Annotated in this window: 17 protein-coding genes; 2 read left to right on the top strand and 15 right to left on the bottom strand. The window is 28.5% G+C overall.

Features of this window, described 5'->3' with window-relative positions; all coding sequences use genetic code 11:
- Positions 1-25: 25 nt before the first annotated feature.
- Positions 26-274 (bottom strand): putative Se/S carrier protein, encoded by a 249-nt coding sequence (locus BR69_RS0110595; protein WP_034849762.1) that lies wholly within the window; start codon positions 272-274, stop codon positions 26-28.
- A 2-nt stretch (positions 275-276) separates the two neighbouring features.
- Complete coding sequence (locus BR69_RS0110590) at positions 277-1,563, bottom strand: double-cubane-cluster-containing anaerobic reductase (protein ID WP_027633168.1); 1,287 nt, start codon at positions 1,561-1,563, stop codon at positions 277-279.
- 435 nt (positions 1,564-1,998) lie between these two features.
- On the opposite strand from BR69_RS0110590, the gene BR69_RS0110585 reads away from it, so the two are divergent.
- Positions 1,999-2,526: a hypothetical protein gene (locus tag BR69_RS0110585; protein ID WP_027633167.1), complete on the top strand. Its 528-nt coding sequence runs from the start codon at positions 1,999-2,001 to the stop codon at positions 2,524-2,526.
- Between the two features lie 54 nt (positions 2,527-2,580).
- Here BR69_RS0110585 and BR69_RS21985 read toward each other — a convergent pair whose 3' ends face one another.
- The 3 genes from BR69_RS21985 to recQ all read right to left on the bottom strand — a co-directional run bounded on the left by BR69_RS21985 (position 2,581) and on the right by recQ (position 5,119).
- On the bottom strand, positions 2,581-2,748 hold the full coding sequence (locus BR69_RS21985) for a hypothetical protein (RefSeq protein ID WP_162832175.1): 168 nt from the start codon (positions 2,746-2,748) through the stop codon (positions 2,581-2,583).
- Between the two features lie 58 nt (positions 2,749-2,806).
- Positions 2,807-3,214, bottom strand: coding sequence for a hypothetical protein (locus BR69_RS0110575; protein ID WP_150112264.1), 408 nt, complete (start codon positions 3,212-3,214; stop codon positions 2,807-2,809).
- A gap of 108 nt (positions 3,215-3,322) precedes the next feature.
- Positions 3,323-5,119 carry a DNA helicase RecQ gene (recQ, locus tag BR69_RS0110570; protein ID WP_027633165.1) on the bottom strand — a complete coding sequence of 599 codons (1,797 nt, stop codon included), beginning with the start codon at positions 5,117-5,119 and terminating at the stop codon, positions 3,323-3,325.
- 446 nt (positions 5,120-5,565) lie between these two features.
- Here recQ and ilvA point away from each other — a divergent pair, with 446 nt between their 5' ends.
- Complete coding sequence (gene ilvA / locus BR69_RS0110565; RefSeq protein WP_034849761.1) at positions 5,566-6,801, top strand: threonine ammonia-lyase; 1,236 nt, start codon at positions 5,566-5,568, stop codon at positions 6,799-6,801.
- A gap of 119 nt (positions 6,802-6,920) precedes the next feature.
- Here the strand turns inward: ilvA and BR69_RS0110560 are convergent, their stop codons facing one another.
- From BR69_RS0110560 to BR69_RS0110515, 10 genes are all read right to left on the bottom strand, one after another.
- A complete protein-coding gene (locus BR69_RS0110560; RefSeq protein WP_027633163.1) occupies positions 6,921-7,595 on the bottom strand; it encodes an ABC-2 transporter permease in 675 nt (224 codons plus the stop codon).
- Between the two features lie 2 nt (positions 7,596-7,597).
- Complete coding sequence (locus BR69_RS0110555) at positions 7,598-8,254, bottom strand: ABC-2 transporter permease (RefSeq protein ID WP_027633162.1); 657 nt, start codon at positions 8,252-8,254, stop codon at positions 7,598-7,600.
- Positions 8,255-8,264: 10 nt separating this feature from the next.
- The gene (locus BR69_RS0110550) at positions 8,265-9,119 is read right to left on the bottom strand and encodes an ABC transporter ATP-binding protein (protein ID WP_027633161.1); all 855 of its coding nucleotides are present in this window, start codon (positions 9,117-9,119) and stop codon (positions 8,265-8,267) included.
- A 22-nt stretch (positions 9,120-9,141) separates the two neighbouring features.
- Complete coding sequence (locus tag BR69_RS0110545) at positions 9,142-9,510, bottom strand: GntR family transcriptional regulator (RefSeq protein WP_027633160.1); 369 nt, start codon at positions 9,508-9,510, stop codon at positions 9,142-9,144.
- A 519-nt stretch (positions 9,511-10,029) separates the two neighbouring features.
- Entirely contained in the window at positions 10,030-10,374 is a 345-nt protein-coding gene (locus tag BR69_RS0110540; protein WP_027633159.1) for a hypothetical protein, read from the bottom strand.
- Between the two features lie 209 nt (positions 10,375-10,583).
- Positions 10,584-11,045, bottom strand: coding sequence for a hypothetical protein (locus BR69_RS20400; RefSeq protein ID WP_051623580.1), 462 nt, complete (start codon positions 11,043-11,045; stop codon positions 10,584-10,586).
- Between the two features lie 100 nt (positions 11,046-11,145).
- Positions 11,146-12,156 (bottom strand): hypothetical protein, encoded by a 1,011-nt coding sequence (locus BR69_RS0110530; RefSeq protein WP_027633158.1) that lies wholly within the window; start codon positions 12,154-12,156, stop codon positions 11,146-11,148.
- Positions 12,157-12,469: 313 nt separating this feature from the next.
- Positions 12,470-13,555 (bottom strand): tetratricopeptide repeat-containing glycosyltransferase family 2 protein, encoded by a 1,086-nt coding sequence (locus BR69_RS0110525; RefSeq protein WP_027633157.1) that lies wholly within the window; start codon positions 13,553-13,555, stop codon positions 12,470-12,472.
- A 232-nt stretch (positions 13,556-13,787) separates the two neighbouring features.
- Entirely contained in the window at positions 13,788-15,212 is a 1,425-nt protein-coding gene (locus BR69_RS0110520) for a YncE family protein (protein WP_027633156.1), read from the bottom strand.
- A gap of 5 nt (positions 15,213-15,217) precedes the next feature.
- Positions 15,218-17,416 (bottom strand): coiled-coil domain-containing protein, encoded by a 2,199-nt coding sequence (locus BR69_RS0110515; RefSeq protein ID WP_027633155.1) that lies wholly within the window; start codon positions 17,414-17,416, stop codon positions 15,218-15,220.
- Positions 17,417-17,576: the final 160 nt, after the last annotated feature.

The raw sequence follows: 17,576 nt of genomic DNA, 5'->3' as shown, positions 1-17,576 counted from the left end.
TACTTAATACTAAAAAACTAAACTATTAATAGAATCTTTTATATTCCTTCTCTAAACTATGAAACCCTGAAATTGATATATTATTATCATCTATAATTTTCTTTATACTATACTCATTTTCCTTATTATATTCCATAGATATTCCACAGCAAGCCGAAAGTTCTCTAGGTGTTGGCACAATTGTATATTTTATTTTTTCCTTCTTTAAAAGCTTCTCTAATTCGAGTCCACTAGTATGAGAAGGAAAGAGTATATAATGTTTTAGAGTTTTCATCCCTATATTATTTCAAGGAAAGCTTCTACTCTAGTTTTTATTTGACCAACATCTTCTGTAGCATAATCTGTTTCTATATTAATAACCGGTATACTCTTTTCCTTAAGAGCTCTTTCTATACCTTTATACTCAACAGCATAAGTATGACAGAAAGAAAGATTTGAGTGTATAACTCCATCTATATTATATTCTTTAGCATATCTTACTAAATCATCTATTCTGCCTGTATTTGGAGTAAAGCATGCACAATTTATCTTTAAATACCTATCTGCTAAGTTTTTAATTAAATCTTCTATAGTTTCTCCTTCTGTAGAAACCTCATTTTCAAAGTATCTAGTTCCTGTACAAGTTTCCTCTACTACAACCTCAGCATTTAAACTTTCTATTATAGAGTGCATTTTCCAGTTAGGTACAGCCATTGGGGTTCCTGTTATCATTATTCTTTTCTTTCTTTCCTTATCCCCTTCAAGGCTTGCACTAGCTTCTTCCATAACGCTTATTCTCGCATCTAATTCATCACATAGCTCATTAACCTTTTCAGTAAATCTAACCACATCATCATTAAAAGCTATTTGAGATATTAAAAGAGAATCAAGTCCACTTATTGGAGAAGGCGTATACTTTCTTAAATCATATAATCTCTTTAACGCCCTTCTCTTTTTATTCATTAAATCTATAGAGCTTCTTAATCCTTCTACAGTAACCTTATTTCCTGTAATATCTTCCATTTTCTTTATAAATAATTTTATTTCTTGCTCCCACATATTATAATCCTTGGTCCTCTTCATTTGAGGAAGATCCATAACATAGGTAGGTACATGTTCATCTAATATCTCCCAAGCCTTTTTCTTTCCATCACAGGTTGTTTCCCCTACAATCATGTCACAGGATTGGAAATAAGGACATGTTCCACTAAGCTTTGCTCCCATGAAGGCTTTTATTAAAGGACAAAGATTTCTTGGAAGAACAGTTTCTCCATCCTCTACCCAGAATTGTGATCCAGCACAAAGCCCTACCCCTATAGCCTTAGATGCTAAAATAATTTCATCTGGTACAAAAACACAGAAGGTTCCAACAACCTTTCCATCTTTTTCTTTGTGTTCTGCTAATTCTTGTATTCTTAACCCGTGAATTTCTGATACAACAAAGTTAAAGTAGTTCATCCCTTCTGGTCTATTCTCTTGTGATAGATATGTACTTCCATAAGCTTCTGGTAAAACAGCACATAACTGATCATGTTTTTCTAAATCCATATCAAGACTTGTCCAAAGTTCTCTGTAATCTGCCATATGTAATTCCCCCTAAAATTTCATTCTACTGAAATTATATCCTTAAAATTACTATGTAACCAATCTATTATATCTATGTTAAATCGTTTACCTATTAGAATTGCCTATAAGTAAAGTTTTATTTCAGTAAACCTCTTATAGGGTTTCAATATAAGTCCTTAACTTATCCATTAAAAATATCATTGATTTGTCTTGCTTTACCTGGATGGATAAATTAAGTTTAAAACTTAAAATCCTATATAATGTTACTATATCAGCTCTTAATTTTACATCCCTTAAAAGTCTAATTTATCACTGAATAAATAACAGGTATAATAGAACGAATCTTCCTTCAGATGGTGTTAACGCTTATAGCCATCAGACAGAACAAGTATCAATTCCTTTTTTGGTAATATTTGGGTATTATATAAGAAAGTATATAAGGAGGGGTGGTTTTTGAATAAGGATAAAAAATTAGATTTAAGAACAATATTCCATTGTATGTTTATACTCTTTTTATGCATTTCTTTTATTCCTTCTCATACCATATCTTTTCTTTCTTCATTCTCAATTGAACAAAGAAGGGTGTTAAAAGAAGAAAGATATAACTCTTTATGGAATTACTCCAATTCCATATATCTAATGAAAGTTGAAATAGATAAAATCTATAATGAGAAACATATAGAAAAAAATAATATAGAAGCCTTAAAGCTTTATGAAGAATACTTAGAAAAAAGTTCTATGTATCTAGCTAATGTTGTTAACTCTAAATATAATGATCTGTCCCTAGTTAAGAAAACTATATACTCTATTGGAAGAGATACCTTATCATTTGAAGAAAACAAAATTCATATAGATAAGTTTTTAGAGTTTTATAATGATTTTAAAAAAGTTAATTACTCTTACGAAGATATTAGTAAGGCTGAGTTTAACAAAGTCTTAAATGAATTTTTAGAAATATCCTTAAAGTATTTTGGACAGTAGATAGTTTTGTGTAAAAACATAAAAAATAATTAAGAGCTCCATTGGAGCTCTTAATTATTTTCCCATCCAAAGCTGAGGTTCATGATGATTCTTAGAGTTAGCATAATGTCCTATCTTTTCTCCGTCTATAACTCCAACATCAGCATTCTTTTTTGGATGCATTTTTCTTTTTTCTACGTTGGACTTTGGTCTATCTTTCATTCTATTTTTATTATTATCCATAGTATATCCTCTCCTTTTAATAAGAGTTCCTTATTAGGATGTACAAGATATACTTCTTCTATGCTGTGATGTTATTTGCTATAATGTAAGCAAATTCTAAGGAGTAATTTAACTTATTTTCTATAAATTTTTTTATAGAATCTAAATCTACTTCCCTACTGTTATCTAGTGATATCCCTCTAAAACTTAAGGTCTCCTCCATTACTGATAGCATGTTTTCATCTATTATTTTATTTTTATATAAATCTTTAAAAATACCCTCTAACTTAGGATCCATCTTAAGATTTTTAGAATTTACAAAGTTACTTGTAAGTTCTAATATACTAGTTATAATTCTCTCTATATTAATGCTTATATGTTGAAAACTTTTAAAGTCTTCCATACTGTCATTATTAGTTTTTTTATCCTGTAGTTCTTTTATGGAGTTTTCTATTATATTTATTTTATTTTTTATAAACTTATCCACACTTTCCTCTTCCTTCCCCTTACAGTTATTCACATATCCACTGATGTATCTAGGGATATAACATTATCCTTAGTACTTTCTAAATAGTAATCTATTAATTCTCCTACACTAGTTAGACTGTTTTTTCTTTTCATTTTCAAGCTTTAGTTTATGATTTTTAACAATATTTAATACTAACTTTCCATAATTAATAATTTTTCTTTCTCCCATTCCTTTTACTCCTTTAAGTTCTTCATAGGTTACTGGAAGAGTATTCGTTATCTCAATTAATGTAGCATCTGAAAACACCATATAAGGTTTTATATTATCTCTTACTGATATATCCTTTCTTAAGAGCCTTAGCTTTTTAAACAAGTCTTCATCTAGAACTACACTTGCCTTATTTTCCTTAATATTTAATAACACTTTTTCCTTACCTTTTAATATATTTATAGATTTATCATTAAGCTTAAGAAGGGAATAAGTATTAGGCTTCTTATCTAAATACCCACCTTCAATCAGTGCATTAATCATATCCTTAATATACATATTACTGTAATCTTTCATTATCCCAAAGGTAGATAGATCTTGAAGATTATTTTTAACTATCTTTGGCCCCTTAACTCCTCTTAAAATATCACAAAGAACAGATATCCCTACTTTTTCACGGGTTCTATATATACATGATAATATCTTTTGAGAATCTATTGTATAATCATAAAGCTCATGATTATTTAAACAACTACTACAATTATTACAAAACTCCCTTATATTAGAGTCACCAAAATAAGCTAATATAAATTTTCTTAAGCATCCATCACTTTCACAAAACTTCACCATATCACTTAACTTCATAAGTTCTATAGCTCTTCTTTCAAAAGATGATGAGGTATTTATTATAAATTCTTGTCTCTCTATATCATTTCTATTATATAGAAGATGACAGCTACATAATTCTCCATCACGACCTCCTCTACCAATCTCCTGATAATAGCTCTCTAAGTTTTTTGTCATAGAGAAGTGTATTATATATCTTATATTAGACTTATCTATCCCCATACCAAAAGCATTGGTAGCCACCATAACATTAGTTTTTTCAAACAAAAATTCTTCCTGATATTTTTGCTTTAAGCTATCTTCTATACCGCCATGATACTTACTTACATAAAAGCCTCTTTCTCTTAAATACTCATATAATCCATCCACTTCTTTTCTAGTAGCACAATATATAATACCACTTTCATCCTGATTTTCTCTTATATAATCCTTAACAAACTCTAGCTTCTCTATCTCCTTATGTATATTTATGGATAGATTATCCCTATTAAAACCTCCTAAATATATATAAGGATTATTTACCCCAAGAAGTTTTATTGAATCCTCTCGTACATTTTCTGTAGCTGTGGCTGTAAAGGCTGTTATTACAGGCGTTATATTTAAAGAACTTATAAAGGGTTTTATGTAAGTATAGCTTTTTCTAAAATCATGTCCCCACTGAGAAACACAATGAGCCTCATCTACTGCTACTTGTGAAATATAAAGTGATTTAATTAAGCTACAAAAGTAAGAGTTTTCAAGTCTTTCTGGTGCTATGTATAAAAGCTTAACTTCTCCATCCCTAGCTTTTCTTATTGTAGATTTTATTTTTTCTAAGGATATGGTTGAATTTATATATTCAGCTCTTATCCCCATGTTATTAAGGTTGTCCACCTGATCCTTCATTAAAGATATTAGTGGGGATATAACCAATGTGGTTCCCTCCATCATAAGAGCTGGAATTTGATAACATAAGGATTTTCCGCCTCCAGTTGGCATTATGCAAAATACATTATTTCCTTTTAGTATTCTATCTATTATGTCATATTGCCCTTGTCTAAAAGAAGGATAACCAAAATATTTATTTAAAATTTTTAAAGCCCTATCCATCATAATAAATACATCCTTTTTATTATTGTATATATAAGTATTAACATATTTCTTATCTATATATTCATGAGTTTTAAAATACTTTATATTATATATCCTATTATATAATATAAAATCAATCCCCTAAAATATTAACTTACTAAAGTTATCCTTTTAAGTATTTAATCCTAGGGTATTATAAAAAATTTAATAAAAATCCTCATAATAATTTCTCACTTAAAAAATTATTCCCCCTATTTATTAAATTTTCTAAGTATTTTTAAAGTTAGGTTGACATTAATGATTTTACACTTATATAATGATTAAGATTTAACAATTATATTCATTTTAGGAATACTAAATACTATTTTTAGGACCTATATAATTTCATAATAAGTAAAGATACTATATGAAAAAGCCCTATAATAATATTTAGATGGTGTTTTGATAATAAGGGGGTAAAACTAATGGATACTATTAAAGAAAAACTTATGAAATCTATTCTAACTCTTAATGATGTACAAGCTGCTAAAGAAAGAATTAAAGATATTTGTATACATACAAACTTAATTCACAGCTCAGTACTTAGCCATTGCTACGGCAATGACATTTACATAAAGCCTGAGAATCTTCAAACAACGGGATCTTTTAAACTTAGGGGAGCACTAAATAAAATAAGTAAATTAACTGATGAACAAAAATCTAAGGGGTTAGTTGCTGCTTCTGCTGGTAATCATGCTCAAGGAGTTGCTTACTCAGCCCAAAAGTTAGGTATAAAAGCTACTATAGTTATGCCTAAAACCACGCCTCTTATAAAGGTAGAATCTACAAAACAATACGGTGCTGAAGTTGTTCTTACTGGTACTTGTTATGATGATGCTTATGAGGAAGCTAAAAGACTTGAAAATGAACACGGTTACACTTTTATCCATCCTTTTAATGATGCTGATATAATGGCTGGTCAAGGAACCATTGCTCTTGAAATATTAGAAGACTTAAAAGATACAAATGTAATACTTGTTCCAATTGGTGGTGGCGGTCTTATAAGCGGTGTTTCTGTCGCCGCTAAATCAATAAATCCTAATATCAAAATAATAGGAGTAGAATCTGAGGGAGCTAAAGCCATGAGGCTTTCATTAGACAATAATAAGCTTACCAATCTTGATGTAGTTGACACAATTGCAGACGGAGGTGCTGTTAAGAATCCTGGTGATCTTGCTTTTGAAGTGGTAAGGCAATATGTAGATGATATAATAACCATCACAGATGAAGAGGTTATAGATTCTATCTTTACTTTAGTAGAAAGACATAAAATAGTTGCTGAAGCTACTGGAGCGTTATCCATAGCAGCATTAAAAAAATTAGACTTTAAAGGTAAAAAAGTAGTTCCTATTATAAGCGGAGGAAACATAGATATAATAACCTTAACCTCAGCTCTTAACTACGGACTAATTTCACGAAAGAGAATAGCAGATTTATCTTTAGAGCTTAAAAATTCTCCTGGTCAGATTTCTAAGATTTCCTCTATAATATCAGAAGAAGGGGCTAATATAGTAGAGATTAACCATAATCATACTAAGGTTATGGAGCATTTTAAGAAGGTTGTAGTAACTATTACTATTGAAACTAATGGACAAGATCATATAGATCATATAACTAGATCATTAGAGTCTAAGGGATATAATGTTATATCTAATAGCTAACATAACTTCTATTTTAATATTTACATATCTAAATAAGTTAATATAAAGTCTTGGAAAATTTAGATGGATAGAATATAGGAATTAAATACTTCCTATACTCTATCCATTTTATGATTCCTTTAAAGTTCTTCTCTATTTTTATAAAAGCCTATAGAAATCTTATGAGAGATATACAATAAAATTAGAGATATAACCAATATTAAGCTACTAAATACTGTTATATTATCATTTAGACTCCCTATAATATTTGTGTTAATATAATCTTTTTTTAAATTTTTAAATACAAGATTATAAACTAAAACCATTAAAATCATAAATACACTGTTAATGTACCCCATATTCTTACCTATAACCTTAAAAAATATTGGAATGTATAAAGATATCAATAATAAAAATATAGCTAATGATATACTCAATGTATTAAAACTTATAAAAGATGCATTTATAAATAAAAGTTTTAATCCTAATACTGTCACTAAGCTTACTATTAAATATATAAAAAAACATAACACAGAAAATATATATTTAGATAGTACTACTTCCCTTGAGCTAGATGGTACACTTTTTAATATTACATATATTTTATTTTTACCCTCCATGTTCATACTATATAAAAACACTTGTATACTGCAAAATACTAATGAAAACCCATATACAATCTGTGATCCTATATATGAGTATTCCCTCTCACCCAACATTCCATTAAGGACTCCACATAAAAGTATAATAAATCCTCCCCAAATATATATTACTTTTCTTTGAGCACACCATTCCTTATATAATAAAGCTTTCATCATTAAAACTCCTTTTTATCATATATATAGATAGAAATCACCATAGAAATTATATATAAGATAAAGGTAGCGGAAAATATTATTACTTCATAGTTTTCACCTATAATATTATTTGCATATATATTTATCATTTCATAGTGCTTAGCTTCCATACTATATATAGCCATCGTTATGCCCATTATTACCCCCATCATAACTACCCTTTGAATAGTTTTTCCAAGGTCTACTCCAAATCTAATAATAAATGGAGTCATAAAAGTTGAACATATAAGAAGTAGTAAAAAGTTCTCCAATATAAAACTTATGTGAATATTTTGCATACTAAATGATGTTATACCAATTATACTTAGGAGTTCTTGAGTACCTATAACTATCATTATAGATAAGATAGAAATTAATATTAATGATATATATCTTGAGCATATTACCATAAACCTACTTGCTGGTAATGAATTCACAAAGTTCATACTCTTATATTCATGGTAAAATATATAATTATAACAAAGTATATATACCATAAATAAAACGTATCTAAACATAGTCATTGCTGTAATATCACTTCCTGAAGAAAATAAAATAGGATAAGCTAAAGAAAAAATTAAAATTATCTTCCATGTAGTTTTAACTAAGTTAAGATCTTTTAAAATTAAAGCTTTCATCTACCCTCACCTACCTTTTATTCATATAAACCATAATATCATCTAAGGTAGGTTTCTCTATTATTACTTTTTTCCCCAAGGTTTCCCTAACTAAATTTTTATTATCTGTTAATGCTTCAAATCCAAAACTATTCCTATCCACACCTATAAATAAATTCTTATTGTCTCCCTCTAAAAGGTTATTGTCTCCCTTTACAACAGCATAATTTTCCATAATATAATCTTTACTCTCTGAAAAAACTACTTTTCCTTTATTTAAAAATGTTATATAATCTGCTATTCTTTCAAGATCTGAGGTTATATGAGTAGAGAAAAATATACTCTTATTTTCATCCTGAATTATTCCTTGAAGTAGATCTAAAATCTCCCTTCTAAACACAGGATCAAGCCCTGAAGTGGGTTCATCCATTATTATTAAGTCAGCATCATGAGATAATGCTAAAGCCAAAGAAAACTTCATTTTCATTCCTTTAGATAATTCTTTAAGTTTTTTATTTTCATTTAGAGAGAAGTTTCTCATATACTCTTTAAATAGCTTATCATCCCATGATTTGTAGAAGGGAGCAACTATAGATTTTATCTCCTTAAGTTTTAGATATTCATAAAAATTAACCTCATCATAAACAAATCCAATTTTTTCTTTTATTGCTTTTTCATCTTCTATATTGTCCTTACCAAAAACCTTTATCATACCATTGTCTCTTTTTATAAGGTTCATTATAAGCTTAATTGTAGTACTTTTCCCCGCACCATTTGGTCCAATAAACCCCATAATATATCCTTTTTTAAGCTGAAATGATACATTATCTAATTTAAAATCATTAAAAGCTTTATCTAGATTTTTAACCTCTAAAATATTCTCCATAAAAACATCCCCTTAAATATTTTTACTCATAAAGAAGTGTAATCATCTCCTTTAAATCCTCCAAAGTTATACCTACAGACTTTCCTTCCCCCACAGCCTTCAAAAGATAATCTTCAACATTTCTTATCTTCATTTCTCTTAAAAGTTCTTTATTTTGAGAAGAAACAAAAGACCCCTTGCCCTTCACTGTTTCTATAAATCCTTCTCTCTCAAGCTCCTCATAGGCTCTCTTAGTTGTTATTACGCTTATCTTAAGACTTTGAGCTAAACTTCTTATAGATGGTAATGCTTCCCCTTCTTTTAATTCCTCAGATAATATGGCTGACTCTATTTGAGATCTTATTTGCTCATATATAGGATCATCTGAAGAATTAGAAATAATTATCCTCATACTATCTATCCTTTCAAAATTAAACTATGCTTTCTCTTTTGTTTAATCCGTATATACTGTATATAGTTTATATATACAGTATATAATTAATGGCTATGTTAGTCAATAATAATTTTAAATGTTTTCCCTAAATCTACTTAAGGATTACCTAACACCATATTAGCTAGCATTATTTCACTATTCTTTTCCTATCTACCTTGCTCATTTTCATATAATACTTGTACATATTTTATAACAAAAAAGGCAGTAGATATTAATATCTACCACCCTTAATATTGAATATTTCTTATTCATTTTTTAACATAGAATAATATTATTTCTTCTAATATTTCTAAATTTTATGCCTTCCCCTTTAAGCAGAATACAAATTCTTATATGCATCCTATATATGTTTTCGTGGTACTCACTTACATTACTTCCTAAATAACTTTTTATCCTAAGTATGCTCTATTTTTGTAATAGTTGTGCACTTAATATATACTATTACATCTATCTTTAATTTATTGGTTTAATATTAATCTAAGATATAATTACTATTTTATTTATCTTTTCAAATAAGCTAGGAGATACTTCTTTTATTTTTCCTGAATAATATACTTTAACCTCTTTAGATGCTTTTAATTCATTCCAAGATAAAGGATTATCCTTGTTATCTGTTATAGTCATCTTAGAGTTAGTAATATTGTATTTTACATCGCTGTTATCTTCAGTTGCCATAATCTCCTCATGAGAAGATTTAATGATTTTTAGATGAATACTTTTCTCCTCTTTATTTATATCATCTTTGTCTGTATTCCTTGAACATCCTATTAAGAGTAAGCTAACTGCAAGTAGAATACATGAAATTATACTTATTCTTTTCATAACATAACCACCTTTTTTAGTAATTATAACACTTGCTTTGTTGCAATGATAGGTTTTAATTATGAAAATCAAAAGCTTAAATCCTATCTGCAATTTTTTCTGTACTTCTAGTATTTTCTTTTTTGTATGTGTCATCATTTAATATATCTATAGAGTGAAACTTTCCACCCTATAGATATATTACTACTAGTAAATTTTATGAATAATAACTAGCAATTAATATAATGAACTATTACTTTTATTTTGATCTTACGATACTCACATAGATTATCCTCTGTAAATACAAAGCAAAATTCTCCTGCATTAAAATTCTTACATATACATTGGCTACAATTACCTGTGTCTATTTTTTTTGCTCTAAATGCATATACTCTATTGTCTTTATAAATTAATACCCCAACCGCAATTTTTTTATTTGGGCATATATTTTTTAAATTTACTTTTATAATAAGTAATCTTCCATCACAAGATGGCTGTACATCTAAGAATTCATTTTTTATCATTTTACAAGGTGGAAAATTTATCTCTTTAGTTACATCATAACAGCATTCATTAGAATCAATTCTCATATCATAACCATAAGACATCTCAGTAATAAAACCTTTTGGATCAATATCTAATTCCGTTGTATCATACTTATCTGATGAGTCTATATCTTTATTATCAAGCACTTTACTTCTCCCCCCTTACTATATGATTAATATTAAATAACAAAATCTATGGAAGGGATATCCTTCAGATATCCCTATATATTATATTTAAGATTATTATTTAGCAATTACATGGAGTATCAAAACATGCATACTCTGCTATTGTCCTTACATTCAGTGAAAGTGGATCACATAAATCAGTATTAAAAATAAAGCAGAACCTAAAGTTAGTTGTAACACATGGATCAGCATTGGTTGAAGGTGGCATACAAACTTCAGATACCTTAAATCTTAAAACTCTTTGAGGAGTGCTATTATCACATACAAATACCCCTACTGCCACTTGCCTTCTCTCACATGCTCTAACAGTTACATTAACTGTTAATAATCTACCTCTACATCCTATATCAGTTATATTCACAGGAAGGGTTGCAGAATCTTGACAAGCATTAAATGTAACAGGAGTACTGGTTTCACAACAACAATTCCCTTCAGTAGGGCATGTTCCATACCTAACCTGTGCAATTGCAAAGTCAGCTCCACCTGTAATTTCAACTCTGTCAAAAACAGTACAACAACAAGTTCTTGCAGCAAATAATCGTGCACCAGCATCTCCATTAACATCCATAAATATGCTTCCAACTAAAGTAGTACCTGAATAAAAGCTTACAGTGTAAGGAAAAATCGCAAATGGTTCAGGCTCTAATTCAAACCCAAATGTACATGATGGAACTGATAAATTAATGGTTAATGAAAAATTTCCATCGTTAAATAATACATCTGGAGTTGAATCTTCTGAGAATGGTGGTGAAGACCAGGTTTGCCAACTAGAAGGGACTGTTCTTTTATTAAGTGGTGAACTAAATGTAACAGTTTGGATTCCATCAGTTATAGAAGTATAATTATTAAAATCCACCAAACCTGAAATATCTATTCTTGTTGTTGAAGCTTGATATTCTTCATCTGGTAAAGGAATCCTGGTAAAGCAAGAAGAATCAAATTCGGAAATTACTTGTGCTTCTTTTGGTTCTTCTGAATCACTAAATATATATTTATAAAGAGGAGCTCCTTCATAATAGGAATTAAAACCTGAAGGCATGAGTTCAACTCCATTATCTTTTATTTCATCCATAATAATTCCTCCTATTTTATTAATTTCATCAACTAATACCATAATATTAATCCATGTCAATTTATGTTACAGATATCCCATAAAGATTGTATTTAAATCACTAAAACCTTAGAACTTTGTAAATTATAGTCTTTTAAGATAACTATTACAACTTAACATACCTTTTAACGTTGAAGTCACACAAGTTTTAATATAAAACTCTTAAATAATATAACTGAATCTATATGTAGTATTTATATACCTACTTAAGTACAAAATAACTAAGGCTTTTATTTTCAAATATATATTGAAAATAAAAGCCTTCTCTTAATGATTAAGAATTACTTATTTTATCTTTCAAAAACTCCCTATTGTGTATTATCATAGGGTTATCTGGTATAAATTTTCCTGCTTCTTCATTAAACTTATTAGCTAGGTCGTACATTTCAAGTCTTGAATAGCAAACACATAATTGAATATTTGGAATCCATGTATAAGTTGCATGGTTAACTAGGCTAAGATTGTCCTTACTTGGAGCCGTATCTATTGCTAGCTTATACCAAAATATAGCTTGATAAATCATATTTCTATTAAAAAAGCAATATGCTATTTTACAACAAAAGTCTGATCTTGGAACATCATGTTCAAAAGCTTTTAAGAGACACTTAAGCTGATTTTCATTATCTCCATTAGCAGAGTAACATTCTGACATATTGCTTAGTGCAGTTTTTACATCCTCTATCCATCCAGCCTTTGTATCTAAAAACTTATTATACTGTTCTATAGCTTTATCATAATGTCCATTATGGAAGAGTTCATTTCCATAATAAAACATATCTCTTACGGATAGTTCTTCCCCTTCCTTAACCATGCCTTCATATATCATAAGATTCCTCCCGCTACTTGATTTTATCTTTCTATGATGTACAGAAACATCAGAATTTATTATATTTCCATGTACAGCTAAATATTCATGAATCTTCCCTATCCATTGAAAGTCTCTCCCCCTCTTTACTAGCCTATTACGTCTTAAAGTTGATGTAGGATTCCCACTACTGTCTTCCTCTAAAACATATATCATGGTAACAGAATCTACATTTCTATCAAGATTCTTCTTTAATTCTAATAACTTTTGTAAGCTTTCCTCTGTTACAACATCATCCGCATCTAGCCACATTATATACTCTTTAGTTGCCTTACTAAAAGCAAGATTCCTAGCTAGTCCAAAGTTATTTTGCCACTGCATATCATAAACATTTGCTCCCAATCCTAAGGCTATTTCCTTAGTTTTATCCTTTGAACCTGTGTCAACTATTATTATTTCATCTATAGCACTAAGTACAGATTTTATACATCTTTCTAAAACATCTTCCTCATCTTTTACTATCATACATAAACTTATTGTTATATCTCCGTTCATAAATAGCCACCTCTATATTAAATAACTAAGACATCTTAAGAGAACTAAATTATCCTAAGTTTAATATAAACTCCTTTTTTCAAGGAAATAGATTGTACAAATAGGGGATACTATCTATACAATCTATTGTTATGATATGAATCAAAATAAGGAAACTTAATATTTAACTCTTTATCTAAAGATGCCTAATACCATAATATGACTATTACAATATTATGTGTATTTATTTTAATCATTTAACCTTCTTCATAGAAGTAGCAACATCAGGTTCCACCATAAACTTTACTCTCATGTTTAAGTCTATGGATAAAGTAACTATGTCCTTAATAAGCATGGATTCATGAATTATTTCATTTCCAGTACTTAGGTATACCTTTATATTCTTATTCTCATATAAGTAGGGAGATTCAATATATACCACCTTATCCTCTTCTATAAACTTCTTTAAGGTTCTTAACCCTCCTGCTCCATCCTTAACCTTTAACTTATATGGTATCCTTATTTTAAATTTTACTCTAATGGATTTTCCCTTCCCCTTACTTAATACCTCTGTACCTTTAACTATATACCCCTTATTAAATATTATTCTATTTAATATAAAAGGCCCTACATAGCTTTCCGGTATCTCTATAAGTATATCTTTAAAGGATAAAATCTCATTATATATTTCAATAATATTGCTTTGTGTTTTTAAGCTCTTATCTATTGCTTCTATCTTTTTATCCTCTTCACGGTTAAGAGATGCAGTTCTAGATATTTCTATTATGCTATAAGGTTCCCCCTTATACTCATCTATGTGTATATTTTTAACTATAGAATTATCCCTGGTATTAATTACACTTACCCATAATTTATCTAATTCTGGTTTACTAACTACAATTAATCTATCATTGTTTATTATTAATTTCTTTGGATTTATTATATCTATAGATGCCTCTACAGATTCTGTATCTATGTTTATTATATCTATTTTATTAAGTCCCTTATTTAAAGCATATATTTTATTACCTTTACCTTCTAAGGATGTCAATGAGGAATTTTTAGGAAAACATATAGTGCTCATCTTACTTTTTTCCATATCTATTATGGACACGTTGCCAGAGTATTCATCTACTCCCCCTTCATTAGATATATAAACTTTTTTTCCATCATCACTTATTAATATACTATTAGAACGTACCCCTATGTTTTCAATCTTAGAAATAAACTTCATAGTTTTAAGATCATATATTTTTAACTGTTTTCTAAATACATCAAGGATAAAGAGTCTATTCCTTTTATTATCTATTTTTATACTATCTGCTATGGAAAACCCTTTTATTCCCCCTAGCTTCTTTTTTAAACTTATATCATATACTCCTATCTCAGAAATATTAGAGGCATATATTCTTCTATTATCTTCATCTATATGAATATTACCGTTGCTTTCAATATTCATATATTTTAAAGTATTATCTCTAGTGTCTAATATACCTATTTTATCTCCATAGCCTCCAACATATATAAAATCATTATATAAAATCATTGTAAAAGGGGGAAATGGAAGGGATAAAGTTCTTATTTTAGAACTATCCTCTCCATCAATAAGAGTTATTGTATTATTACCTAAGTTTGCAACATAGTATAAAGATTTCTTTATAATACTTTTTGCAGACATTTAATTTAACTATCCCCCTTTTTATTAAAGATTCTACTTATAATTGACCTATTAGTCTCAAGTTCTAACTCCTTTTTCAACTTATTTTTTTCTATATTAGCCTCCCTCACTATTGAGATAAGCTTTTCCTTCTGACTATTTATCATATGGATTTCCTTATTTGCATCTTCTAAAGCTTTTTTAAGATCCTCTCTATGATTATTTGTAAACTCTAGTTCCCTAAGAACACTTTCTCTTTCTATATTCCCCTCATTAAATGTTCTTTTTAACTTCTCATTTTCTAAAAGTATGTCACTTAATTTTATATCCAAATTATTTTTTTCTAACTTTACTTTTTCTAATTCCTTCTCCTTAGATTCTAGCTTACTTTGAATTTCTCTATACTGAATAATATTTTCTTCAAATTTACTTTTAATATCTCTATATTCAGCATTTTTTCCCTCTAACTTATTTTGAATTTCCTTATTATCTATAACCTTTGCATCTAACTTGTCTTGTATTTCTTTATACTTAGTGGTTAATACTGATATTTCTTTATTAAACTTAAGTTCATCTTTATTTATTTGTTCTTCCATTAATTCTTTTATTCTGTTGGTCTCCCTTAATTTATCTTTAAAAGATTCTATCTCCATTGAAGTATTTTGAAACTTGTCCTTAGCTATATTATATTCAGTTAATAAATTACGGATATTTTCCTTAAGCTCGTCTCTTTCTCTTATAAGTTTACTTATTTCATTTGTAAGGTCTTCCCCTTCTTTTATAGCCTCATTTCTCTCTTTTTTAGCATCCTCTAAGGAGGTTCTCATTTCTTGCATTTCTCTTCCTGACTCTTCAAATATCTTCTTAAATTCAATTATATTTTCTTCATTTTTCTTACTTTTAAGAGTAATAGTTTCTAATCTATCCTGAAGCTCTTCATATAGGCCTTCCTTCTGCTGAAGCTGCATTTTTAAGGTAGCTATGACTTTATTTGAATTTTTTCCACTTACCTTTTCCTTCTCCTTAACCTTATGAACTTCTTCATTAATAATATTATTATCTTCATAGTTGTTATTACCATAAAACATATCCGGATTAGTACCTATTGAATTTATTTTATCTGCATATTCATAATTGTTATTGTAATAGGATTTAGGACCAAATATATCATCATGACTTTCTATGTTTTTTCCTACCTTATAACCATTTACTTCATCTAAAGACTTGCCTTTTATGATATTTCTTTCATCTCCCTTAGGTAGAATAACTTTTATTGTGGGGTAACTGCTTCCGAAAACTCTGTGGCAAGTTATTTCTTTATTATCTAAGTTTACTCCTGTAGAGCTATAGAAATTCACTTCATTACCCTCATCAATATATAACTCTTGTGGTTTACTCCATTTTCCCATTAAAGTAGAATATAATATCTTTTCTTCTTCATTCCACAAAGCCCATAAGGAATTATCCTTTTCTACAAAACAAATATGGTCTATTGTATTTTTAGTATTATAAATTTTATCATACTTGATATCTCCATTTTCCTCTAAATGAATTTCTTCTAGAGAAGAAATCCCTTCATTACTAGACATATTTAAGATATACAACTTATTATTAAAAAACTTTGTGGAAATCCTTACATCTTCTCCATTTGTATAATATATAGCTTGTGCTTCACTCCATTGTCCATTATATAAGGCACCTTTAACCTCATTATCTCCTTCATTTTTATCTATATAAAGTAAATATATGTTTCTTTTACCTTTGCACTCTATTCTATAATTATCAAATACCTCATTAGTACTAACTGAGGCAACTGTGAACACCTCACCCTTATCCTCACTAAGTTTATAATGGACTATATTTCCTAAGGCTTCACTATCCTTATTTGATATAAAAAATACATGTATAGTTCCTTCCAATACTATAACCTTAAGATTTCTTATCTTCTCTTCATTAATATCATAGATTGGTTTTCCTAACCATTGCTTTCCATCCCAGCGACAATATTTAACTTCTGAATCGTTTCTATAAACAATATGGATATTTTCATTCCTATCCCTATATATATTAAATTCTTTTACTCCTCTATCTAATCTAGTCTCCTTGCTCCATCTATTATGGGAATACATAGTGTTATATAACATATTCCCTTTTTCATCTAATAAAAATCTCCATAAGTTATTTTCTTTATCATGAAAAATCCATGTATTTGTATTACTTATCATGCTACTCCCTCCACCATATTATTTATCTTTTAATATTTAGGTAAATCTTATGATTTGCAATTATAAAACTTTATTAATATGCTGCTTATAAGAAAATATGTATAGTTTCTCCCTATAAAAGTATATTTTTATTTTGAGAATATATTACTTAATGCTAGTT

The sequence above is a fragment of the Clostridium hydrogeniformans DSM 21757 genome, from assembly GCF_000686705.1.
Classification (GTDB): Bacteria; Bacillota; Clostridia; order Clostridiales; family Clostridiaceae; genus Clostridium_Z; species Clostridium_Z hydrogeniformans.
The sequence above is the reverse complement of the archived record's forward strand: the minus strand, read 5'-3'. Positions and strand labels throughout refer to the sequence as shown.